At 61.2% G+C, this 19,155-nt stretch carries 17 protein-coding genes; 11 read left to right on the forward strand and 6 right to left on the reverse strand.

All coding sequences use genetic code 11. The features are described from left to right. Positions 1–16 precede the first annotated feature (16 nt). Positions 17–430: a DUF4870 domain-containing protein gene (locus GVL04_RS02875; RefSeq protein ID WP_159699313.1), complete on the reverse strand. Its 414-nt coding sequence runs from the start codon at positions 428–430 to the stop codon at positions 17–19. Between the two features lie 121 nt (positions 431–551). Beyond that, positions 552–1,403, reverse strand: coding sequence for a DUF3097 domain-containing protein (locus tag GVL04_RS02880; protein WP_159699316.1), 852 nt, complete (start codon positions 1,401–1,403; stop codon positions 552–554). A gap of 194 nt (positions 1,404–1,597) precedes the next feature. On the opposite strand from GVL04_RS02880, the gene hrcA reads away from it, so the two are divergent. Genes hrcA through GVL04_RS02895 form a run of 3 tightly spaced genes read left to right on the forward strand, consistent with a single transcriptional unit; the run spans position 1,598 to position 4,559 of the window. Then, positions 1,598–2,605: a heat-inducible transcriptional repressor HrcA gene (gene hrcA, locus GVL04_RS02885; protein WP_159699319.1), complete on the forward strand. Its 1,008-nt coding sequence runs from the start codon at positions 1,598–1,600 to the stop codon at positions 2,603–2,605. 50 nt (positions 2,606–2,655) lie between these two features. Continuing rightward, positions 2,656–3,783, forward strand: a complete 1,128-nt coding sequence (gene dnaJ / locus GVL04_RS02890) for a molecular chaperone DnaJ (RefSeq protein ID WP_159699322.1) — start codon at positions 2,656–2,658, stop codon at positions 3,781–3,783. A gap of 2 nt (positions 3,784–3,785) precedes the next feature. Continuing rightward, complete coding sequence (locus GVL04_RS02895; RefSeq protein WP_159699325.1) at positions 3,786–4,559, forward strand: 16S rRNA (uracil(1498)-N(3))-methyltransferase; 774 nt, start codon at positions 3,786–3,788, stop codon at positions 4,557–4,559. 22 nt (positions 4,560–4,581) lie between these two features. Here the strand turns inward: GVL04_RS02895 and GVL04_RS02900 are convergent, their stop codons facing one another. Then, entirely contained in the window at positions 4,582–5,454 is an 873-nt protein-coding gene (locus tag GVL04_RS02900; protein WP_159699937.1) for a GerMN domain-containing protein, read from the reverse strand. Positions 5,455–5,878: 424 nt separating this feature from the next. Between GVL04_RS02900 and GVL04_RS02905 the strand changes: the two genes are divergently transcribed. The 5 genes from GVL04_RS02905 (at position 5,879) to GVL04_RS02925 (ending at position 11,370) form a co-directional block, all read left to right on the forward strand. Further along, entirely contained in the window at positions 5,879–6,961 is a 1,083-nt protein-coding gene (locus tag GVL04_RS02905; protein WP_159699328.1) for a PhoH family protein, read from the forward strand. Beyond that, on the forward strand, positions 6,958–7,431 hold the full coding sequence (ybeY, locus tag GVL04_RS02910) for an rRNA maturation RNase YbeY (protein WP_089595199.1): 474 nt from the start codon (positions 6,958–6,960) through the stop codon (positions 7,429–7,431). The genes GVL04_RS02905 and ybeY overlap by 4 nt, the downstream gene beginning before the upstream one ends. After that, positions 7,428–8,759: a hemolysin family protein gene (locus GVL04_RS02915; protein WP_159699331.1), complete on the forward strand. Its 1,332-nt coding sequence runs from the start codon at positions 7,428–7,430 to the stop codon at positions 8,757–8,759. Before ybeY ends, GVL04_RS02915 begins: the two co-directional genes overlap by 4 nt. Further along, complete coding sequence (gene era, locus GVL04_RS02920; RefSeq protein ID WP_159699334.1) at positions 8,743–9,705, forward strand: GTPase Era; 963 nt, start codon at positions 8,743–8,745, stop codon at positions 9,703–9,705. Before GVL04_RS02915 ends, era begins: the two co-directional genes overlap by 17 nt. 105 nt (positions 9,706–9,810) lie before the next feature. Beyond that, the gene (locus GVL04_RS02925; RefSeq protein WP_159699337.1) at positions 9,811–11,370 is read left to right on the forward strand and encodes an LCP family protein; all 1,560 of its coding nucleotides are present in this window, start codon (positions 9,811–9,813) and stop codon (positions 11,368–11,370) included. Between the two features lie 68 nt (positions 11,371–11,438). On the opposite strand, the gene GVL04_RS02930 is transcribed toward GVL04_RS02925, so the two are convergent. Then, positions 11,439–13,391 (reverse strand): M13 family metallopeptidase, encoded by a 1,953-nt coding sequence (locus GVL04_RS02930; RefSeq protein WP_159699340.1) that lies wholly within the window; start codon positions 13,389–13,391, stop codon positions 11,439–11,441. Positions 13,392–13,639: 248 nt separating this feature from the next. Between GVL04_RS02930 and leuA the strand changes: the two genes are divergently transcribed. The 3 genes from leuA to GVL04_RS02945 all read left to right on the forward strand — a co-directional run bounded on the left by leuA (position 13,640) and on the right by GVL04_RS02945 (position 17,044). Further along, a complete protein-coding gene (gene leuA / locus GVL04_RS02935; RefSeq protein WP_159699343.1) occupies positions 13,640–15,379 on the forward strand; it encodes a 2-isopropylmalate synthase in 1,740 nt (579 codons plus the stop codon). A gap of 85 nt (positions 15,380–15,464) precedes the next feature. Further along, complete coding sequence (gene recO / locus GVL04_RS02940) at positions 15,465–16,217, forward strand: DNA repair protein RecO (protein WP_159699346.1); 753 nt, start codon at positions 15,465–15,467, stop codon at positions 16,215–16,217. Positions 16,218–16,219: 2 nt separating this feature from the next. Then, on the forward strand, positions 16,220–17,044 hold the full coding sequence (locus tag GVL04_RS02945) for an isoprenyl transferase (RefSeq protein WP_159699349.1): 825 nt from the start codon (positions 16,220–16,222) through the stop codon (positions 17,042–17,044). A gap of 15 nt (positions 17,045–17,059) precedes the next feature. Here the strand turns inward: GVL04_RS02945 and GVL04_RS02950 are convergent, their stop codons facing one another. Together GVL04_RS02950 and GVL04_RS02955 are read right to left on the reverse strand one after the other, a co-directional pair. Beyond that, complete coding sequence (locus GVL04_RS02950) at positions 17,060–18,133, reverse strand: alpha/beta hydrolase (protein ID WP_159699352.1); 1,074 nt, start codon at positions 18,131–18,133, stop codon at positions 17,060–17,062. Further along, positions 18,130–19,155, reverse strand: a complete 1,026-nt coding sequence (locus GVL04_RS02955; protein WP_159699355.1) for an alpha/beta hydrolase — start codon at positions 19,153–19,155, stop codon at positions 18,130–18,132. Before GVL04_RS02955 ends, GVL04_RS02950 begins: the two co-directional genes overlap by 4 nt.

Genomic DNA, 19,155 nt, shown 5'->3' on the forward strand with positions numbered 1-19,155 from the left:
GGAAGGCAGCAGGAAGCTACTTGATCCAGCGCAGATTGAGCTTGTAGCGGTGCGGCTGACCATGGTTGACCCGAATTCCCGCCGAGACGGAGAAGCACGTCAGGGCTACCCAGATGCCGGTGGCGATCACTGCGAAAATGTTGCCTACCACGGGTAGTAGCACCAGGATATTCGCCAAAACCGCAGCGATCGTAGGCGGCAACGTGAAGTTCAACGCTTCCTTGGATTCCTGTGCCGTGAAGGGTCCGCGGTCGCGGAAAATCAGGTAAATCAGGAGAGATGGCAGGCACCCCAAAATGCCGCCAAAATGAGCCAAGGTTGCCCACTGCCGGTCCTCGCTGGCCGTCAGTGGCAGCGCATTTGCAGGCGCGCCATGGTACTGGGGCTGGCCTGCGGCGCTGCCCGGTTCTTCAGGAGCGTTCTCTGCCACGGTGTGTTCCCTTTGCTGTAAAGATGCTGCGGTGTTGCTGTCCCAGAATACCGGCCTCCGTGGCCTTCCCGGGACAAGCGCCACGAAGACACGTCAGTTGCTGCCGCTTTCGGGGCCAGCGTCAGGGAACCGTGAGGAAATCGATGACTTCCTCCACTCGGCCCAGCAGCGAGGCCTCAAGGTCGGCGTAACTGCGAACCGCCCCGAGAAGCCGTTGCCAGCCCAGGCCTACGTCCTCAGCGGTCTCGTGAGGCCACCCGAAGGCGGTGAGAATCCCCGTCTTCCAGTCAATGCCGCGTGGTACGGAGGGCCAGGCATCGATGCCCAGCACCTTCGGCCTGATGGCCTGCCAGACATCGACGTACGGGTGGCCGACAATCAAGACATTTCCCGATGCCCCCGGGACCGTCATGGCTTCGGCTGCAATCCGGGACTCCTTGGATCCGGCCACGAGGTGGTCCACCAGGATGCCGAGGCGGCGGCCAGGGCCCGGATTAAAGGCGGCGATGGAAGCTTTGAGGTCATCGACGCCGTGCAAAGGCTCCACCACGATGCCTTCGACGCGGAGATCGTCGCCCCAGACCTTCTCCACGAGTTCTGCGTCGTGCTTTCCTTCCACCCAGATCCGGCTGGCTTTTGCCACTTGGGCGCGTTGTCCCTGGACCTTCACCGAACCCGAGGCCGTTCGTCCGGGCTGCACGGGAGCCGTCGATTGGCGGGGGGCCGGAGGCATCAATCGGATGGGCTGGCCCTCAAGCAGGAAGCCGAATCCGAGTTGGAAGGACTTCGTTTTGCCGCGCCTGTCCTCAAGGGACACGATGTGCATGCCCCCTGTTTTTTCAACCCGGGTGACTTCGCCCACCCAGCCTGACTGGACGTCTTCGAGGACCATCCCGCGTTGGACCGCCACCTCGGGCAGCTGTCGTTTGGCTGGAGCTGCTAGATCCTGCGGACCCCAAGTGTCGAAAGCCAAGAATTTCCTACCTTTTCATGCTGGTTTATGCTGGGTTGCCAGAAGCCGGCCATGGGCAGTTTCAATGCTAGCAACGGGGTGGCTCATACTAGACTGGTTAGCACTTGTGCATGTTGAGTGCTAAGTGCGGGGATCCCATGGGATCCCGCGGTGACCGGTCGCAGCGACCATGGCAGTCGTCAGGAGGTGGAGCAATGAGTGAACCGCGCAAGTTGGAAGTACTGCGTGCCATCGTTGAAGACTACGTGCATTCAAGGGAGCCTGTCGGATCCAAGGCCCTCGTGGAGCGGCACCACCTTGGTGTTTCAAGCGCCACCATCCGGAACGATATGGCTGTTCTTGAAGAAGAAGGCCTCATTGCAGCGCCCCACACCAGCGCCGGACGCATTCCCACTGACAAGGGCTACCGCCTGTTCGTGGACCGCATATCCCAGGTCAAGCCGCTGTCCGCGGCGGAACGCCGCGCGATCCATTCGTTGCTTGAAGGGCCTGACGACGTCGACGACATCCTGGAGCGCACCGTAAGGCTCCTGTCGCAGCTGACCAACCAGGTCGCCGTCGTGCAATATCCACACTCAAACCGGGCCCTGGTGCGGCACGTGGAGTTCGTCCTCCTGGCTCCCAAGCAAGTCCTCGTTGTCCTGATTGCTGATACCGGAAGCGTTGGCCAGAAGGTCATCGAAGCAGGTTCGGACGTGGGCGATGATGCTTTGATGCTTTTGAGGTCACGATTCCTCGGCAGTATTGCAGGGACGCAACTGGCCCTTTTGCCGCAGGTACTTCCATCGGTGGTTGCCCTGTGCCAGCCGGAGCTTCGCGGCTTGGCTCAAACATTGGCGCACGGACTGCAGGCGCTCAGCGACAACAGCCGCGAAGAGCGCATCCTCATGGCCGGCACAGCCAATCTCGCCCGGTCCAACGTGGACTTCCCGTTGAGTATCGGCCCGGTACTGGAAGCCCTTGAGGAACAAGTTGTCATGCTCCGGTTGTTGTCCGACATGGGGGACGACCCCCGCGGCGTCACCGTGAGCATCGGCCGTGAGAACCCCTACGACGGATTGGCCGAAGCCTCGGTGGTGGCCACCGGCTACGGCTCGGGTGCCAAAGTAGGGATCCTCGGTCCAACTCGCATGGACTATCCAACAACCATGGCCGCAGTTCGGGCCGTGGCCCGTTACCTTTCACGCATTCTCGGCGGCTGAACGCAGGCCCGAGGAAACATCCGCAGTACAACAAGGAAGAGATACCGACTTTGAGCAGCCACTATGACGTTTTGGGAGTCTCGCCGGAAGCCACCGGGGAAGAGATCAAAAAGGCGTACCGCAAGTTGGCGCGGAAACTCCACCCGGACGTAAATCCGGGTGAGGACGTCGCGGAGCAGTTCAAGGCCGTGACCCATGCTTACGAGGTTCTGTCGGACCCCCAGAAGCGTCGCGTCTACGATGCCACCGGCAATGAGAACGGAACGGACAACGGCTTCGGCGGCGGCTACTCCGGCCAGGGCTTCGCGTTCCAGGACATCTTCGACACCTTCTTTGGTGGTGGCGGCGGCCACGGCGGACCTGCTTCCCGCGTTCGTCGCGGACAGGACGCTCTTATCAGTGTCCGTATCGATCTCAAAGACGCCGTATTTGGCGTCAACAAGAAGCTCGAAGTAGACACTGCCGTCACCTGCCCGACGTGCGAGGGCAGCTGCTGCCGCCCGGGAACCCATCCGGAACGCTGCGACATTTGTGGCGGCAGCGGCCAGGTCCAGCGCGCCGTCCGATCCATCCTTGGCCAGGTCATGACCACCGCCCCTTGCGGATCCTGTGAAGGTTTCGGCACAGTCATCAAAGATCCCTGCAATGAGTGCAACGGCCAGGGCCGCATCCGCAGCCGCCGTTCCCTCACCATCAAGGTTCCCGCCGGCGTTGCGACCGGTACCCGGATCCAGTTGTCCGGCCAAGGCGAAGCAGGACCCGCAGGCGGCCCCTCCGGCGACCTGTACGTGGAGATCCGGGTCAACAACGATTCCGTGTTCATGCGCGAAGGCGACGACCTCCACGCCACCTTCAGCGTGCCCATGACAGCCGCGGCACTGGGTACTGAGCTGCAGTTGGAAACGTTCGATGGCGCACAGGACATTGATGTGAAGGCCGGAACCCAGTCGGGCGAGGTCATCACGCTCCGCGGCCTGGGTGTCACGCATCTTCGCGGTTACGGCCGTGGGGACCTCAAGGTGCACCTCCACGTTGAAACGCCGGGCAAGCTCGATCCCGCCCAGGAAGAATTGCTGCAGCAACTCGCCAAGCTTCGCGGGGAGCAGTTCACCGAAGGCAAGCTCGTGGCCAGTGGCGGGATGTTCGCAAAGCTGCGTGACAAGCTCGGTAACCTGTAGCGGTGAGCAATCCCGTTTTCTTCACCACGGCCGGGAGCCTTGGCGATGTAAGTCCCGGTGGCACGTTCGTGCTGGAGGGGCCCGAGGCACGTCACGCCGTCACGGTCAAGCGCCTGGCGGTGGGAGAGCCCGTTGACATTGCCGATGGTTCCGGCGCACGGCTGACCGGCACGGTCGCCGAGGCCGGGCCCGCCGGCCTGACCGTCACTGCGTCCGATGTTGTCTTCGAGGACCAGCCCGACGTGCGCTTGGTGCTCGTCCAGGCCTTGGCCAAGGGTGACCGCGACGAACTTGCCATCGAGACGGCCACAGAGCTCGGCATCGACGCCGTGATTCCATGGCAGTCAGAGCGTTCAATCGTCCGCTGGAAGGGCGACCGCGCCGCTAAAGCCCATGCGAAGTGGCAGTCTGTGGTAACCGCCGCGGCCAAGCAGGCGCGGCGGGCATGGATTCCGGATGTGCGGTCAATCGTGGATACCGGGGCCTTGGCGAAAGCAGTGGCCACCGCCGACCTGGCCATCATCCTGCATGAGGACGCCAAGAACCCGTTGAGGACTGTCCTTGAGGGGTTACAGGCGGCGAGTGGACCGGACGCCGGGACGTTCCGGGAAGTACTTCTGATCGTGGGACCGGAGGGTGGGATCTCGCCCCGGGAAGTGACGAGGCTCAGTGACGCCGGGGCCGTTACGGCGCTGTTGGGTCAACACGTTCTGCGATCGTCGACAGCGGGACCTGCCGCCGTCGTTCTTGCGAGCGACATTCTGGGACGCTGGTAGCCGGCCCGGCCACCCTGAAAAGCTAGCCGACCCTGAACAACCGGGTGTCCGTGCTTGTCGCGATCGTGTTCCCGGCATCGTCGACCTGCGAGACACGTACCTCGTACTGACCGGCCTTCAGCGTGGCGCCGAACGTAAAGAGGCCGTACTGTCCCGGCTCGCCAGTGGCTTTAGTTTGACCCGTCAGGAGACTCGTCTTTTCGCCCTTGCCGTTGTCCTGCAGGACCTGCCACGCGATGGGCTTGGAGCTGTCGGTACTCCGCCCATTGAATTTGACCAATCCCGTGGGCATCGAGGTGTCTTCCTGCGGATCGATGATCCACAGCGGCGCCACCAGGGAGGCATCCCGCGCCATGGGCTGGCCCAGCTGAATTTGCCCGAACGCCATGTAATCCTTGTGTCCGTCAACCAGGATGACCACCTGGATTTGCTGTCCGGAATTGATGAGCCCCGAGGATGAAGCCGCTGCTGTCGCCGTATACACCAGCTGCTGTATGGCCCGCTGTGCCATGCCGGCGTCCAGGTTCGAATTGAACGCGTCGCGGGAAATGTCGACTGTAATCACGTTTTTGCCTGAAATGGAGGTGGCCAGGCTGGCTGGTTCCTGCCATGGCGTGAAGAAGTCGTGGTCCAGTGGCTTTTCCGCCATCATGATCCGCAGTGCCGTGGTCACGGGGTTTCCGTCGCCGGAGATATCCCTGAACTCGCGGTAGAGGTAGACCTCTTCCTTGCTCCGCCCAATCCAATACACCGGGATCTTGGTTGAGGCCTGGGTTGTCTCCAGGGGGGCGTTGCTGGCCGGGGCATCCTGGATGGTCAAAGGCGGTGGGCTGGAGGTGGCCTGGGTGCTCTCACCGTTGGCAATGCACCCGGTCAGCAAGAGCGCAGCAAGCATCGCAGGCACGGCGATGGCGGACTTGGTCCGCTTTTTCGCGCCCGGAGCGATGTTGGCTGACTTCTTGATGCGTTTCCTGTCCTGCCCTGCATTGTTTTGGCCGCCGTGGAGTGGCTGGGGTGCGGGGTTGGGGTTCCACCCGCTATGCCAGCTTGGCACATTGCCGACGGCGGTCGGCCGGGATTCCGCGGACCTGCGCCAACTGAAACGTGATTGATACCGGCTTGATGCAGAGTTGAGACAAAATGTCGGCAATCAGGATGCGGACATGAACGTGGCCGCCTGCTGAGGTTCATCGCAGGCCGGGCTGGCGTAGGATTGGAGACATTCCGGCATCAATGCGGGCGCTGAAAGCTCATGCGAATGTCGAATCGATGGCGTTATTACGACCAACCGGAGGAGAACAGGCCTGACGGCCAGCACTATGAGTGAATCTTTGAACGGGCGGCTCAGGACCGGAAACGGCAACCAGCCGCCCAACGAGTTCCCGCACACCTTACCGGGCACGCGCACGGAAGTTGTCACGTTCGATAACTCCGACCAGATGGTTCACTCGCTGGGCAGCCACGACGAAGCCCTGCGGTACATCGAGGAACAGTTCCAGGACGTCAATTTCCATGTCCGCGGCAACGAGCTCTCCATGACGGGGCCTTCCGCAGTTATTCCCCGGATCATGCGACTTCTCGAGGAAGTCCGTGGTCTTGTGGCGAAGGGGACCGTGGTAACCCCGGATATCCTTCAGCAGCTCGTCTCCTTGTTGAGGACCCAGTCCGTGCAGAATCCTGCTGACGTGCTGACCCACAACATTCTTTCCAGCAGGGGCAAGACCATCCGGCCCAAGACGCTGAACCAAAAGAACTACGTGGATGCCATCGACGCAAACACAGTGATTTTCGGTATCGGTCCAGCCGGTACGGGTAAGACGTACTTGGCCATGGCGAAGGCTGTCCAGGCGCTCCAGATGAAGGAGGTCAGCCGGATCATCCTGACGCGGCCCGCCGTGGAAGCGGGGGAGCGGCTGGGGTTCCTGCCGGGCACGTTGAGCGACAAGATCGATCCCTATCTTCGCCCTCTTTACGATGCCTTGCACGACATGATGGATCCGGAATCCATTCCGCGGCTGATGGCTGCAGGGACCATCGAGGTGGCACCGTTGGCGTACATGCGCGGACGAACTCTGAACGATGCCTTCATCATTCTCGATGAAGCCCAGAACACCACTCCGGAACAAATGAAGATGTTCCTGACGCGTCTTGGGTTCGGCTCCAAAATGGTGGTCACCGGCGATGTCACGCAGATCGACCTTCCCCTGGGTGCCACGTCGGGGCTGCGGATCGTCCGGGAAATCCTCACGGGCATCGATGACGTCAACTTCTCCATTCTTGAGGCGGCTGACGTGGTACGGCACCGCCTCGTCGCCGATATCGTGTCCGCCTACAGCACATGGGATGACGCGCACCGCACCGACGCCGCCGGCACACAGTACAAACGTGGAGAACGCAAATGAGCATTGAAGTCAACAACGAGTCCGGCGTGGCGGTGGACGAGGCCCAGCTGGTGACGTTGTCCCGGTTCATCTTTGAGCGGCTGTACATCCATCCCCAGGCCGAGCTTTCGATTCTCCTGGTTGATGAACCCGCCATGGAGAAGCTGCACATTGAACTGATGGATGAGCCCGGCGCCACCGATGTCCTGTCCGTGCCGATGGATGAATTGACGCCGGGCACTCCGGACAAGCCCACGCCACAAGGAATGCTGGGAGACATCGCCATTTGCCCGCAGGTGGCTGAGGTTCAGGCCCGCAACGCCGGACACCCGACCCAGGACGAGATGCTGTTGCTGACCACCCACGGCATCCTCCACCTTCTCGGTTTCGACCATGCCGAACCCGAGGAAAAAGAAGAGATGTTCGGTTTACAGCGCGAACTGCTGTCTGAATTCCTGGGCAAGGATGCCCCCATGGAGACCATGCAGTGACCTGGATCATCCTGGTCGGCATGGCGCTGGTTTTCCTCAGCTTCGTGGCTTTGCTGACCGCTGCTGAGGCCGCTTTCAACTTCCTGCCCCGGCATGAGGCCGAACAATCCATTGTCCGCAGCAAGGGCAAAGCCCTGAGCGGCATTCTCAAAGCTCCCATCGCGCATATGCGCGCCTTGCGCTTCTGGCGCGTATGGTTCGAAATGGCCGCTGCGGTGGCCGTTGCGGTGGTTCTGCATAGCTTGTTGGACAACGTGTGGCTCGCCGGCCTTGCGGCTACCGGAATCATGGCCGTGATCGGCTTCGTGCTGGTTGGCGTTTCGCCCAGGCAGTTAGGCCGTGCACACTCCGGACCCGTGGTACGTTTCACAGCTCCGTTGATCAGGTTTCTCTGCTGGATTCTTGGACCCATTCCCGGCTGGCTCGTGGCGCTTGGCCAAGCTGTGGCTCCCGGTGCCCCGAGTGGCGACGACGCGTTCGTCAGCGAAGAAGAATTCCGGGAATTCGTGGATCGTGCCGCGGAGTCGGACATGATCGAGGACAACGAAGCTGAACTCATCCATTCGGTCTTTGACTTCGGCGACACCTTGGTGCGTTCAGTCATGGTCCCTCGCACGGACATTGTCAGTATCGGTACCGGCTCAGACCTCGAGACGGCCATGGGCCTCTTTCTGCGTTCGGGCTACTCCAGGATTCCGGTCATTGGCGAGAACACGGACCAGATCCGAGGAATTCTCTACCTGAAGGACGTCGCCGCGGCCATGCATCGCGGCGAACCGGGACTTCAGGCACATGACGTTGACTCCCTGGCCAGGGATGTCCGCTACGTCCCCGAATCCAAGCTCGTGAGCGACCTTCTCCGGGAGCTCCAGCAGGAGTCGACCCACGTAGCGATCGTCATTGACGAATACGGCGGAACCGCCGGGCTGGTCACCCTCGAAGACCTTATCGAGGAAATAGTGGGCGAAATCGTGGATGAATACGATGCCGCCGCGGAAGAAGCCGTAGACCTTGGCGACGGTACGTTCCGGGTCAGCGCGCGCATGAGCATTGATGATCTGGGCGAATTGTTCGACATCGACCTCGACGACGACGAGGTGGATACCGTGGGTGGCCTCCTCGCCAAGGCCCTCGGCCAGGTTCCGATTGTAGGAAGCTCCGTTGAGGTGAACGGAATATCACTCAGGGCGGATAGGCTTGAGGGTCGCCGAAACAGGGTCAGCCATATCATTGCGGCAGCCATGCCAAAGGAAGACACTGACTTTGAAGACCTACTCGATGACGCCGACTCAACGCAACAGGGAGTTCCACGTGAGCAAGCAAAATAAGAAATTCGATGCCGATGATGACTTCGGCGGCTTCCACGCAGGCTTCTCGGTGCTGGTGGGCCGGCCAAACGCGGGCAAGTCGACGCTGACCAACGCCTTGGTCGGCCAGAAGGTGGCCATCACCTCAGCCAAGCCCCAAACCACCCGGCACACCATTCGAGGTATTGTCCACCGCGACGATGCTCAATTGATCCTGGTAGACACCCCGGGCCTTCACAGGCCGCGCACGCTGTTGGGTAAGCGCCTCAACGAACTCGTGGCCGATACCTTGGCCGAAGTGGACGCCATTGGATTCTGCCTGCCGGCCAACGAAAAGATCGGCCCCGGCGACAAATACATTGCGGCCCAACTGGCCGCCGTGGGGCGTAAGCCGATCGTGGCCCTCGTGACCAAAACCGACCTTGTTGACCGTCAAGCACTGACTGAGCAGTTGCTTGCCGTCGCAGCTTTGGGGCGCGAGGTCCTTGGCGAGCAGGGGTGGGCCGACATCGTTCCCGTTTCTGCGGCCGACGGCTTCCAGGTCTCCACAGTCGCGGACGTACTCATCAGCCATATGCCGTCTTCGCCACCGCTTTATCCCGATGGCGAATTGACGGACGAGCCCGAGGCCGTCATGATCGCCGAACTCATCCGCGAGGCCGCCCTGGAAGGTGTCCGGGACGAACTTCCGCATTCCCTGGCTGTGGTGGTGGACGAGATCGTTCCCCGCGAAGGTCGAACCGAAGACAACCCGCTGTTGGACGTGCGGGTAAATCTCTATGTCGAGCGTCCTTCTCAAAAGGCCATCATCATCGGCAAGGGCGGAAGCCGGCTTCGTGAAGTGGGGACCAACGCGCGAAAGGGAATCGAGACACTCCTGGGTACCCGGATCTATCTCGATTTGCACGTCAAGGTAGCCAAGGACTGGCAGCGCGATCCCAAGCAATTGGTCAAACTCGGATTCTAATGGGCGTCACACGTCCCGGCGTGGCTTCGGCCCGATAAGGAACTTCCCAGAATCGGCAACTATGATGGCGGGAATCCACGTGTTTGAGGAAAGGTAAACCGAATAGTGCGACGTCGTGACGCCCGCCCGCAGGGCACCGGCACCGCTGGCTCCGTTGCGGCCCGCCATGGCGAGGATGCCGAGGGCACTCCCCGCCACATGAAGGTCCGCAAGGGACTTCCGCTCTGGCTGAAGATTGTTACCGGTGTGGTTTCCGTGGCGCTGGTTGCAGGCGTTGCTTTTGCGGCTTTTTGGTTCATCCGGCTGCAGAGCAACATTACCAAGGCACCGTTGAGCGCCGGGGAGTCCCGGGATTCCGGCGAGGCCCTGGCCAACGACAAGTCCGACCGCTTGCAAATCCTCATCCTTGGTTCTGATACCCGTGACGGAAAGAACTCCGAGTACGGAACTTCCGAGGATTCCACGGGCTACGGTCACTCCGATGTGATGATGCTGCTGGACATCTCAGCTGACAATAAGCGCGTCAGCGTCATGAGTTTCCCGCGTGACCTCCTGGTGAACGTACCCCAGTGTACTGACCACACCAACAACCAGACGTTCCCCGCCCGCAGCGGCGTGATGATCAACGAGGCCATGGCAGAAGCCGGTATCGGTTGTGCTGTCGATACCATCAACAAGCTGACGGGCCTGGAAATCGACCACTTCATGATGGCGGACTTCAACGCCGTCAAGGAGTTGTCCCACGCTATCGGCGGTGTCAACGTGTGCGTCAGCGACCCCGTGTTTGACCCGGATTCCCGGCTTCGCCTGCCGAAGGGTGACTCGCTGGTGGAGGGAGAACAAGCCCTCGCCTTCCTGCGGACCCGACACGCTTTCGGTGACGGAGGGGACCTTGGACGCATCAAGGGACAACAGGCTTTCCTTTCGTCCCTGACAAGGAAGCTCAAGGATGAGGGAACCCTCGGCAACCCCCAGCGACTCCTGCAGATCGCAGATGTGGTAACGCAGAACCTCACGGTCGATGAGGGCCTGGCGTCCGTACCGTCGTTGTTGACCATCGGGGGGCGGTTGAAGGACATCGATGTCTCCAAGGTTGCGTTCGTAGCTGTGCCGACTCAAGCAGCAGCAATTGATCCGAACAGGCTCGAGCTTATTGAGCCCCAGGCATCCCAACTCTTCGCCGCTTTGCGCGCTGACCTTGACCTGACGACTCCCGGCGCTACCTCTTCGCCGGCTGCCACGGAAACACCTGCACCGCAGCCCACTGCAACCACGCCCGCGGCTCCGGCCTACGACAAAGCGATCCAGCCCGTCGCAGTTGCCAACGGCAGCGGCATTGCCGCGAGGGCCCAGGAAATGATGGCTGTGCTGACGGGCAACGGATTTACCCAGGCGGTATCATATCTGGCGAACCCCGTGGACCAGACCGTGATCTACTACGGAGCCGGCTTTGCCGACGTGGCAGCTGACGTCGCCGCTCTGTACGGCATCCCGGCGGCCCAGGTGCAAGAGGCACCCGGAGTTGCGGGAGTCCAGCTCTACGTTGGTACGGACTTTGGCACGGGTACAGCCTACGGGGCAGCGTCGGTTCCGTCGGACGTGGTAAATCAGACAGCCAGTGAAGCCGTTTGCCAGCAGGTAAATCCGCTGTACATCGATCAATAGCCGATCGCAGAAATCATTGGAGTATGAGAGAGGCCGGGCCATGTGGCCCGGCCTCTCTCATGCTTGTCCTACCAGATGCTCACGCGGTCGCCGGATTCCATCCACATACCATCCGCGGCGCTGACATCGAATGCTTCAAGGAAGGCGTCGAGGTTGCGGGCGATGGCATTGGTGCGGAACTCGTTCGGGGAGTGCGGATCCGTGGCCAACCGTCGGATTGCTTCCTCGGTGCGGATCACTTGGCGCCAGCCCGCTGCCCACGACATGAAGAAGCGCTGCTGGCCCGTGAAGCCGTCGATGACCTCGGGCTCGGCGTCGCCGAGGCTAAGCAGATAGGCCTTGTAGGCAATGGTCAAACCCCCCAGGTCGCCGATGTTTTCACCCAAGGTCAGTTTGCCGTTGACCTTGTGGTCGGGTGCGGCGTAGGGGGAGAGGGCGTCGTACTGGGCCACCAACTTGGCCGTGAGTGCTTCGAAGGCGGACCGGTCCTCTTCGGTCCACCAATTACGCAGTGCCCCGCTTCCATCGAACTGTGATCCCTGGTCGTCGAAACCGTGTCCGATCTCGTGTCCGATCACAGCCCCGATGCCGCCGTAATTCACAGCATCGTCAGCATCTGCATTGAAGAAGGGCGGCTGGAGGATCGCGGCCGGGAAGACGATCTCGTTCAGCATGGGGTGGTAGTAGGCGTTGACCGTTTGCGGTGTCATGAGCCATTTGGTCAGGTCAACGGGCTTGCCGATCTCGTCCAGATGCCGGTCGACGTCAGCGTCATGGGCGCGTTCCACATTGCCCAGCAGGTCGGTTGGATCGATTTCCACGGCGGAGTAGTCGATCCATTTTTCGGGGAAACCGATCTTCGGCCGGAAGGCTTCCAGCTTCTTGAGCGCTTCCTTCTTGGTTTCTTCGCCCATCCACTTCAAGGAAGAAATGCTGTCGCGGTAAGCCTCGATCAGATTGGCGACGAGGGTCTCCATCCGTGCCTTATGGCCGGCGGGGAAGTGGCGCTCCACGTAGATCTGACCGACGGCTTCGCCAAGCGCAGCTTCGACAACGGCAACTCCTCGTTTCCAGCGCTCCTTGTTTTGGGGCGTGCCGCTGAGTTTGGTGCCGTAGAAGTCGAAGTTGGTGTCCACGAACTCTGAGGAAAGGTAGGGGGCAGCCGAGCTAAGAACCCTGAGCGTCAACCATTCCTTCCACGTTTCCAATGGTTCGGACTCCAGCAATCCTGCTGCGCCCGCGAAGAAGTCCGGGGTGCTGACAACTATCTCATTGCGCTTGTCCCGTTCAACCCGCGCGGCTTCGAACCAGGTATCCAGCAGGGGGAAAAGCGCAACTGCTTCATCGGCCGTCTTGAGATTGTAGGTTTTCTGGGGATCCCTCAGCGTGACATTGTCCCAGTGATGGGAAGCCAGTGCGGTTTCGAGGGCGACAATGCGGGTTGAGGCTGACTGCGCGTCGGGGACGCCTGCGAGGGTGAGCAACCTGGCAATGTACTCGCCGTAGGCCGCCACGATGCCCGCAAACTTTTCTTCCCGGTAATAGGACTCGTCCGGCAGTCCCAGGCCTCCTTGCCCGATGTACAACAGGATGCGCTCCGGGTTCCCGGCATCCGGAGCCGGGTAGATGGAGAACAAGCCCGAGACATCTGATCGGAATAAACGGCCGATCAGCGCAGCCAGCTCACGCGCGGACCCCACCGAACGAACTTCTTCGAGACGTCCCCGGACCGGGTCGAGCCCCTTTGCCTCGGCCGTGGCCTGATCCATGAAGCTTGCGTACAGGCCGCCTACTTGCTGCTCGACGCCGGTTGCGGACTCGCCCTTGCCGGCAGCTTCTTCGATAATCGACTTAACGGCCAGCTCGGCCCCATCCCGCAGTGCGGTGAAGGTACCTTCCAACGGCCTGTCATCCGGGATCGTTGTGCTGTTGAGCCACGCGCCATTGACGTGTTGGTAGAGGTCGTCCTGGGGCCGGACGCTGTGATCGATGTTCGAAAGAGTGATCCCCGACTGTGGCACTGTGGCTCCTTGTGTGGACACTGCGCCGGAGTTTCCACCGTCGCGGCGTCTGCATAGTGGACGTTGCATGAGGTGTTGCACTGTCATCATACGCATCGTGTTAGTGTGAATTTGTGCGTACGGCGATGCTTCTTCTTAGCTGCCGCGGCGAGGCCTGAAAGCTATCTGAAGCTGGGCCATCCTCGCCGCGGAGTTCCGTTGTGTCCGGCTAAGCTTTCACTTAGTTCTTAGAGAAAAGGCCACACGTCATGCGTAATGCACAAAAGCCCTCCGGTATGCCGATTCACCGCTACCTGCCGTTCCAGGACCAGATCACCGTCGACGTTCCTGACCGCACCTGGCCGGACAAAGTCATCTCCAAGGCCCCGCGTTGGTGCGCAGTGGACCTGCGGGATGGCAATCAGGCACTGATCGACCCCATGAGCCCGGCCCGCAAGCTGAAGATGTTCCAGTTGCTGGTCAAGATGGGCTACAAGGAGATTGAAGTCGGATTCCCTTCGGCGTCGCAGACTGATTTCGACTTCGTACGCCAGCTCATCGAAGGCGGCCACATTCCCGATGACGTCAGCATCCAGGTCCTGACCCAGGCACGCGAGCATCTCATTGAAAGGACTTATGAGTCCTTGGTGGGTGCGAAGCAGGCAATCGTTCACTTGTACAACTCCACGTCCGTCCTGCAAAGGCGAGTGGTGTTCAACCAGGACGAAGACGGCATCCTGGACATCGCCCTGCAGGGTGCCCGCCTGTGCAAGAAGTACGAAGAGACACTGGAAGATACGCACATCACGTACGAATATTCGCCGGAGTCCTTCACGGGAACCGAGCTCGAGTATGCCGCCCGAGTCTGCAACGCCATTGCCGACGTCTTCGAGGCTTCCGCCGACAACCAGGTCATCATCAACCTGCCGGCCACCGTGGAGATGGCAACCCCGAATGTCTACGCCGACTCGATTGAGTGGATGCACCGTAATCTGCACCCGCGCGAGGGCATCATCATTTCCCTGCACCCGCACAACGACCGCGGTACGGGCGTCGCTGCAGCCGAGCTGGGCTACCTGGCTGGTGCGGATCGGATCGAAGGCTGCTTGTTCGGCAATGGTGAGCGTACGGGCAACGTGGATCTCGTGACGTTGGGGTTGAACATGTTCGTGCAGGGCGTTGACCCGATGATCGATTTTTCCGACATCGATGAGGTCCGCCGCACTGTGGAGTACTGCAACCAGCTGCCGGTTCCCGAGCGTTCCCCATATGGTGGTGACCTCGTCTTCACGGCTTTTTCCGGTTCACATCAGGACGCCATCAAGAAGGGCTTCGAAGCGCTGGAGAAGGACGCCGCTGCGGCAGGCAAGTCAGTGGATGACTTCACCTGGCAGGTTCCGTACCTGCCAGTCGATCCCAAGGACCTCGGCCGCAGCTATGAAGCCGTTATCCGCGTCAACTCGCAATCGGGCAAGGGTGGGGTTGCCTACCTGCTGAAGAACGAACACAACCTGGACCTGCCCCGTCGTGCCCAGATTGAATTCTCCGGAGTCATCCAACGCCGGACAGATGCCGTGGGTGGCGAGGTCAGCGGCGCGCAGCTGTGGCAGGTCTTCCAGGACGAGTACTTGCCGTCCGACGAGGAGCAGGCGCAGTGGGGGCGTTATGCCTTGGGCAGCATAAGCACCGAAACCGATGAATCCGGCGCCATGACCATGAACGCAAACTTGCGGATCGATGGCGTAGAGGTTCGGCGGACCGGCAACGGCAACGGTCCGATTGCTGCGCTGTTGGACATCCTGCACCACGACGGTGTTGATGTCCGTGTGCTGGACTATAGCGAGCATGCCCTGTCCGAAGGCGGCAGTGCCAGCGCGGCAGCATACGTCGAGTGTGCCGTCGGCGAACGGGTCCTGTGGGGCGTGGGTATTGACCCCAGCACCACTACGTCGTCCCTCAAGGCCTTGATTTCCGCTGTCAACCGGGCCGTCCGGGACGCCCGAGCCTAGGAGTCTGCCGTGTGGTGACGGGAAATACCGTCACCACACGGTCTGGCGGTCACCGCTGGATCCAGGCATAGTGCGAAGATTAGTTGTGGCCAATCCGTCGTTTGCAGCACGGTCCTACAGGGACGATGCCGTGGTGCTCCGTACCCACAAGTTGGGCGAGGCCGATCGCATCATCACCTTGCTGACCAAACACCATGGGCAAGTCCGGGCCGTGGCAAAGGGCGTACGAAGGACCAGCAGCCGTTTTGGGGCACGCCTGGAGCCGTTCATGGTTGCGGATTTGCAGCTAGTGGCCGGCCGGACACTCGACATTGTGACGCAGGCTGTGGCCAAGGGTGCTTACGGAAGCAGCATCGCTGCCGACTATGGGCGGTTTACCGTGGCTGCGGCCATGACCGAGACCGCCGAGAAGCTAACGGACGCCGATACAGAATCCGGGACGGCACAATACAATCTCCTGGTTGGTGCACTGGCTGCCCTCAGTCGCTCTGACCATCCACCTGAACTCATCCTTGACTCCTACCTGTTGCGCGCTTTGGCTACAGGCGGGTGGGCGCCGAGTTTCACCGCTTGTGCCCGCTGTGGTCGCCCGGGTCCACACACCGCCTTTGCCGCTCCGGTTGGCGGAATGGTTTGCAGTGATTGCAGACCGCCCGGTTCACCTGCGCCGGCACCGGAGACGGTGGTGCTGCTCGGCGCGCTGTTGACCGGTAATTGGGGCGTAGCCGATGCATCCGACCCTCGGCACCGGCGAGAAGCCGCGGGGCTGGTGGCCAGCTACCTGCAATGGCATCTGGAGCGGGCCTTGAAATCACTCAAACACGTGGAGCGAAGCTGACAGTGGCACTTGGTAAGAAGAGCAAGGCAACAACGGCCAGGACGGCACCGGTAGTTGTCCCTTACGGACATCCGTCCGGGGCAGTGCCACCGAATATCCCAAGTGATCTCATCCCGCAGCACGTGGCAATCGTCATGGATGGCAACGGGCGTTGGGCGAACCAGCGTGGCCTTCCCCGCATAGAGGGTCATAAGGCCGGCGAGCCTGCGTTGCTGGACGTAATGGCAGGGGCTATCGAGCTCGGCATCAAATACGTCAGCGTATACGCCTTCTCGACGGAAAACTGGCGGCGTTCACCCGAGGAAGTCCGCTTCCTCATGGGTTTTAACAAGGATGTACTACGCCGACAACGCAACCAGCTCGATGAGTGGGGCGTCCGTATCCGCTGGGCTGGACGCCGGCCCCGCTTGTGGGGTTCGGTCATCAAGGAATTGGAAGAGGCCGAGGACTACACGCGGGCCAACGACACGTGCACTTTGACCATGTGTGTTAATTACGGTGGCCGGGCTGAGATCGCCGATGCTGTTTCGGCTATCGCCCACGACGTCGCCGCAGGAAGGTTAAAGCCCGGAGCGGTGTCCGAGAAGACCATCCAGAAGTACCTCGATGAACCCGACCTCCCGGACGTGGACTTGTTCCTTCGAAGTTCGGGGGAGCAGCGGCTCTCCAACTTCCTGCTGTGGCAATCGGCCTATGCGGAATTCGTTTTCATGGACACTCTGTGGCCGGATGTCGACAGAAGGACATTGTGGGACGCCGTCGAGATCTATGCCAAGCGCGATAGGCGCTATGGGGGAGCAGTGGACGCTGCGCCCGCCAACAAATAGCACGCACCTGCCAAATCAGTAGGGGTAGGCAGCCAGCCAGACGGCGACGTCGCGATAGGCCTGTTGGCGGACGGTGCGCCTGGACAGAAAGACGTCATGAAGGGCCCCCGGATAACGGAACACAGCAGTGCGCCGCGCAAGACCCAGCGCTCGTCGGGAAGTCTCCTCAACATCAATGACCGCATCTGCCCGCATCAGGTCAGCCGTCCATTCGGATTGGATTCTGGTCCGCCCCGATAGGAGCACCAGAACGGGTGCGTCAATGTTGAGCTTGCGCTCCACGGCCGCGTGACCAGCCAACACGGCCTTCGTCCAACCAGCCCGGATAGGGAACGAAGCCCGCGGACGCCAGATAGGGTCCAGGATCCACTCGCCGTGGGCTTCGTTACTGACACTCTCCCAATAGGCGGGCATCTCGGGAAAGCGGAAGGGACGCTTGGGGTCCGTGCGGGCAAAAGGCTCCACCAAGTGCATGGCGATACTGCGGACGAGGCTGCTGCCCTGAAGCTCGAGCCACGGGGAATTCAGGACCAGGGTTCCCAACCTGCCAGGATTGCGATCGGCCCAAAGCGCAGCGATCAAGCCCCCGAGCGAATGACCAAGCATGTGGATCGTGGGTGCCGTACCGTTGCTGGTCCGTGCTGCTACGTCGCGGTCGATCTCCACGAAGGCCGCTGCAAGATCCTCGTCGTAAACGCTGAGGTCGGAGGTGTAGCCGGGCGTCTGGCCGGGCAACAGGCTACGGCCGAATTTGCGGAGGTCCAATGCGTAGAAATGAAAGCCCGACGCCGTGAGGTACTCGGCAAGCTCGGTTTGCAGGAAGTAGTCTGCCCATCCATGCAAGTAGAGAACCACCCGCGGCGCTCCGCCAGGATCGGCTGGGGCCGCTCGACGCTTGCGTTTGGTGAAAGATGCCAGGAAGTCAAGAAGGCCTTGAGGGGAGGCATGCTCAACAGGTGGAGCATGCCTGACGAGTGTCGCTTTGACAGGCCCTTCGTCATCGGCTTTGAGCGGCAGGTCGAGGCATTCGTAGCCGTGGCCAAGGATGTCGCGTTTCCACAGTGATACCGATTCCCCTGCGGTGGTCATAGATCCCCTTCGTGCCGTTCATCCGGCGCTTCGTACTGCATGAATCCGTTGATCCATCGGGCCAGCCGTGCGTAGGCGTCTTTGCGCACCGGCGGCGCCGAAAGAAACACGTCGTGGAGGCCGCCGTCGATACGTTCCAGGGTTACGGTCCTGCCCAATGCCATGGCGCGCAAGGCCATGACACTGACGTCAAGCACTGCATCTGACCGCCGCATGGACTCCTGCCACACCATGCCGTTGGCGCTGGCTGACGACGCCAGCACCAGGACTGGCATTTCCAGCTTCAGGCCTCGGGCTACCTGCGAATGGCCGGCAAAGACTGCACTGAGCCATCCCGCCCGGACTGGAAATGCCAAAGGTGGCCGGTACTTCTCATCCAGGGACCATTCGCCTTCGGCGGAACTGCTGATGCTCCGAAAATAGAAGCCCCGTTCGGGCAACTTCAGGACGGTCTTGGGACGAAATCTCGCTACGGGCGCCACCATCGCTTGCGCGGCACGCCGTACCAAGGAGCTGCCGTGCATTTCCAGCCAGGGGCTGTCGAGGATCAGGTACTGGACCTCTGCTGGGTGGCGGCTTGCCCACAGGGCTGCCACGAGCCCTCCGGTGGAATGCCCCATCAGAGTCAGGCTGCCCGTCAGCGATACGCCGCGGTCACGCCGGATGACCTCAACGGCCTGGTTGATTTCGGCGTCGTAGTCTGTCAGGTTCGCCACGTATCCACCCGGGTTTCCCGCTTGCAGGCTCCGTCCATGGTTGTGCATGTCCAGGGCGTAGAAGTCATATCCTTGCCCGGCCCAGAATCTGGCAAGCTCGGTATTGAAGAAGTAGTCGCTCCACCCGTGCAGGAACAACACGGCACCAAATCGCTTCGGGGCGCCCTCACTGCGACCGGCATCCTCGCTCGTCGGCTTCGCACGGTGGCGGATCAGCGTGGCGTGGCGGACCACACCATCGGGTCCTGTGGCATCAAGGCCACAGGACTGAAAGTCCGCTCCCAGGAAGTCCTCCGTCCAGTCCAT

It is taken from the genome of Arthrobacter sp. 18067, from assembly GCF_902706295.1.
Classification (GTDB): Bacteria; Actinomycetota; Actinomycetes; order Actinomycetales; family Micrococcaceae; genus Arthrobacter.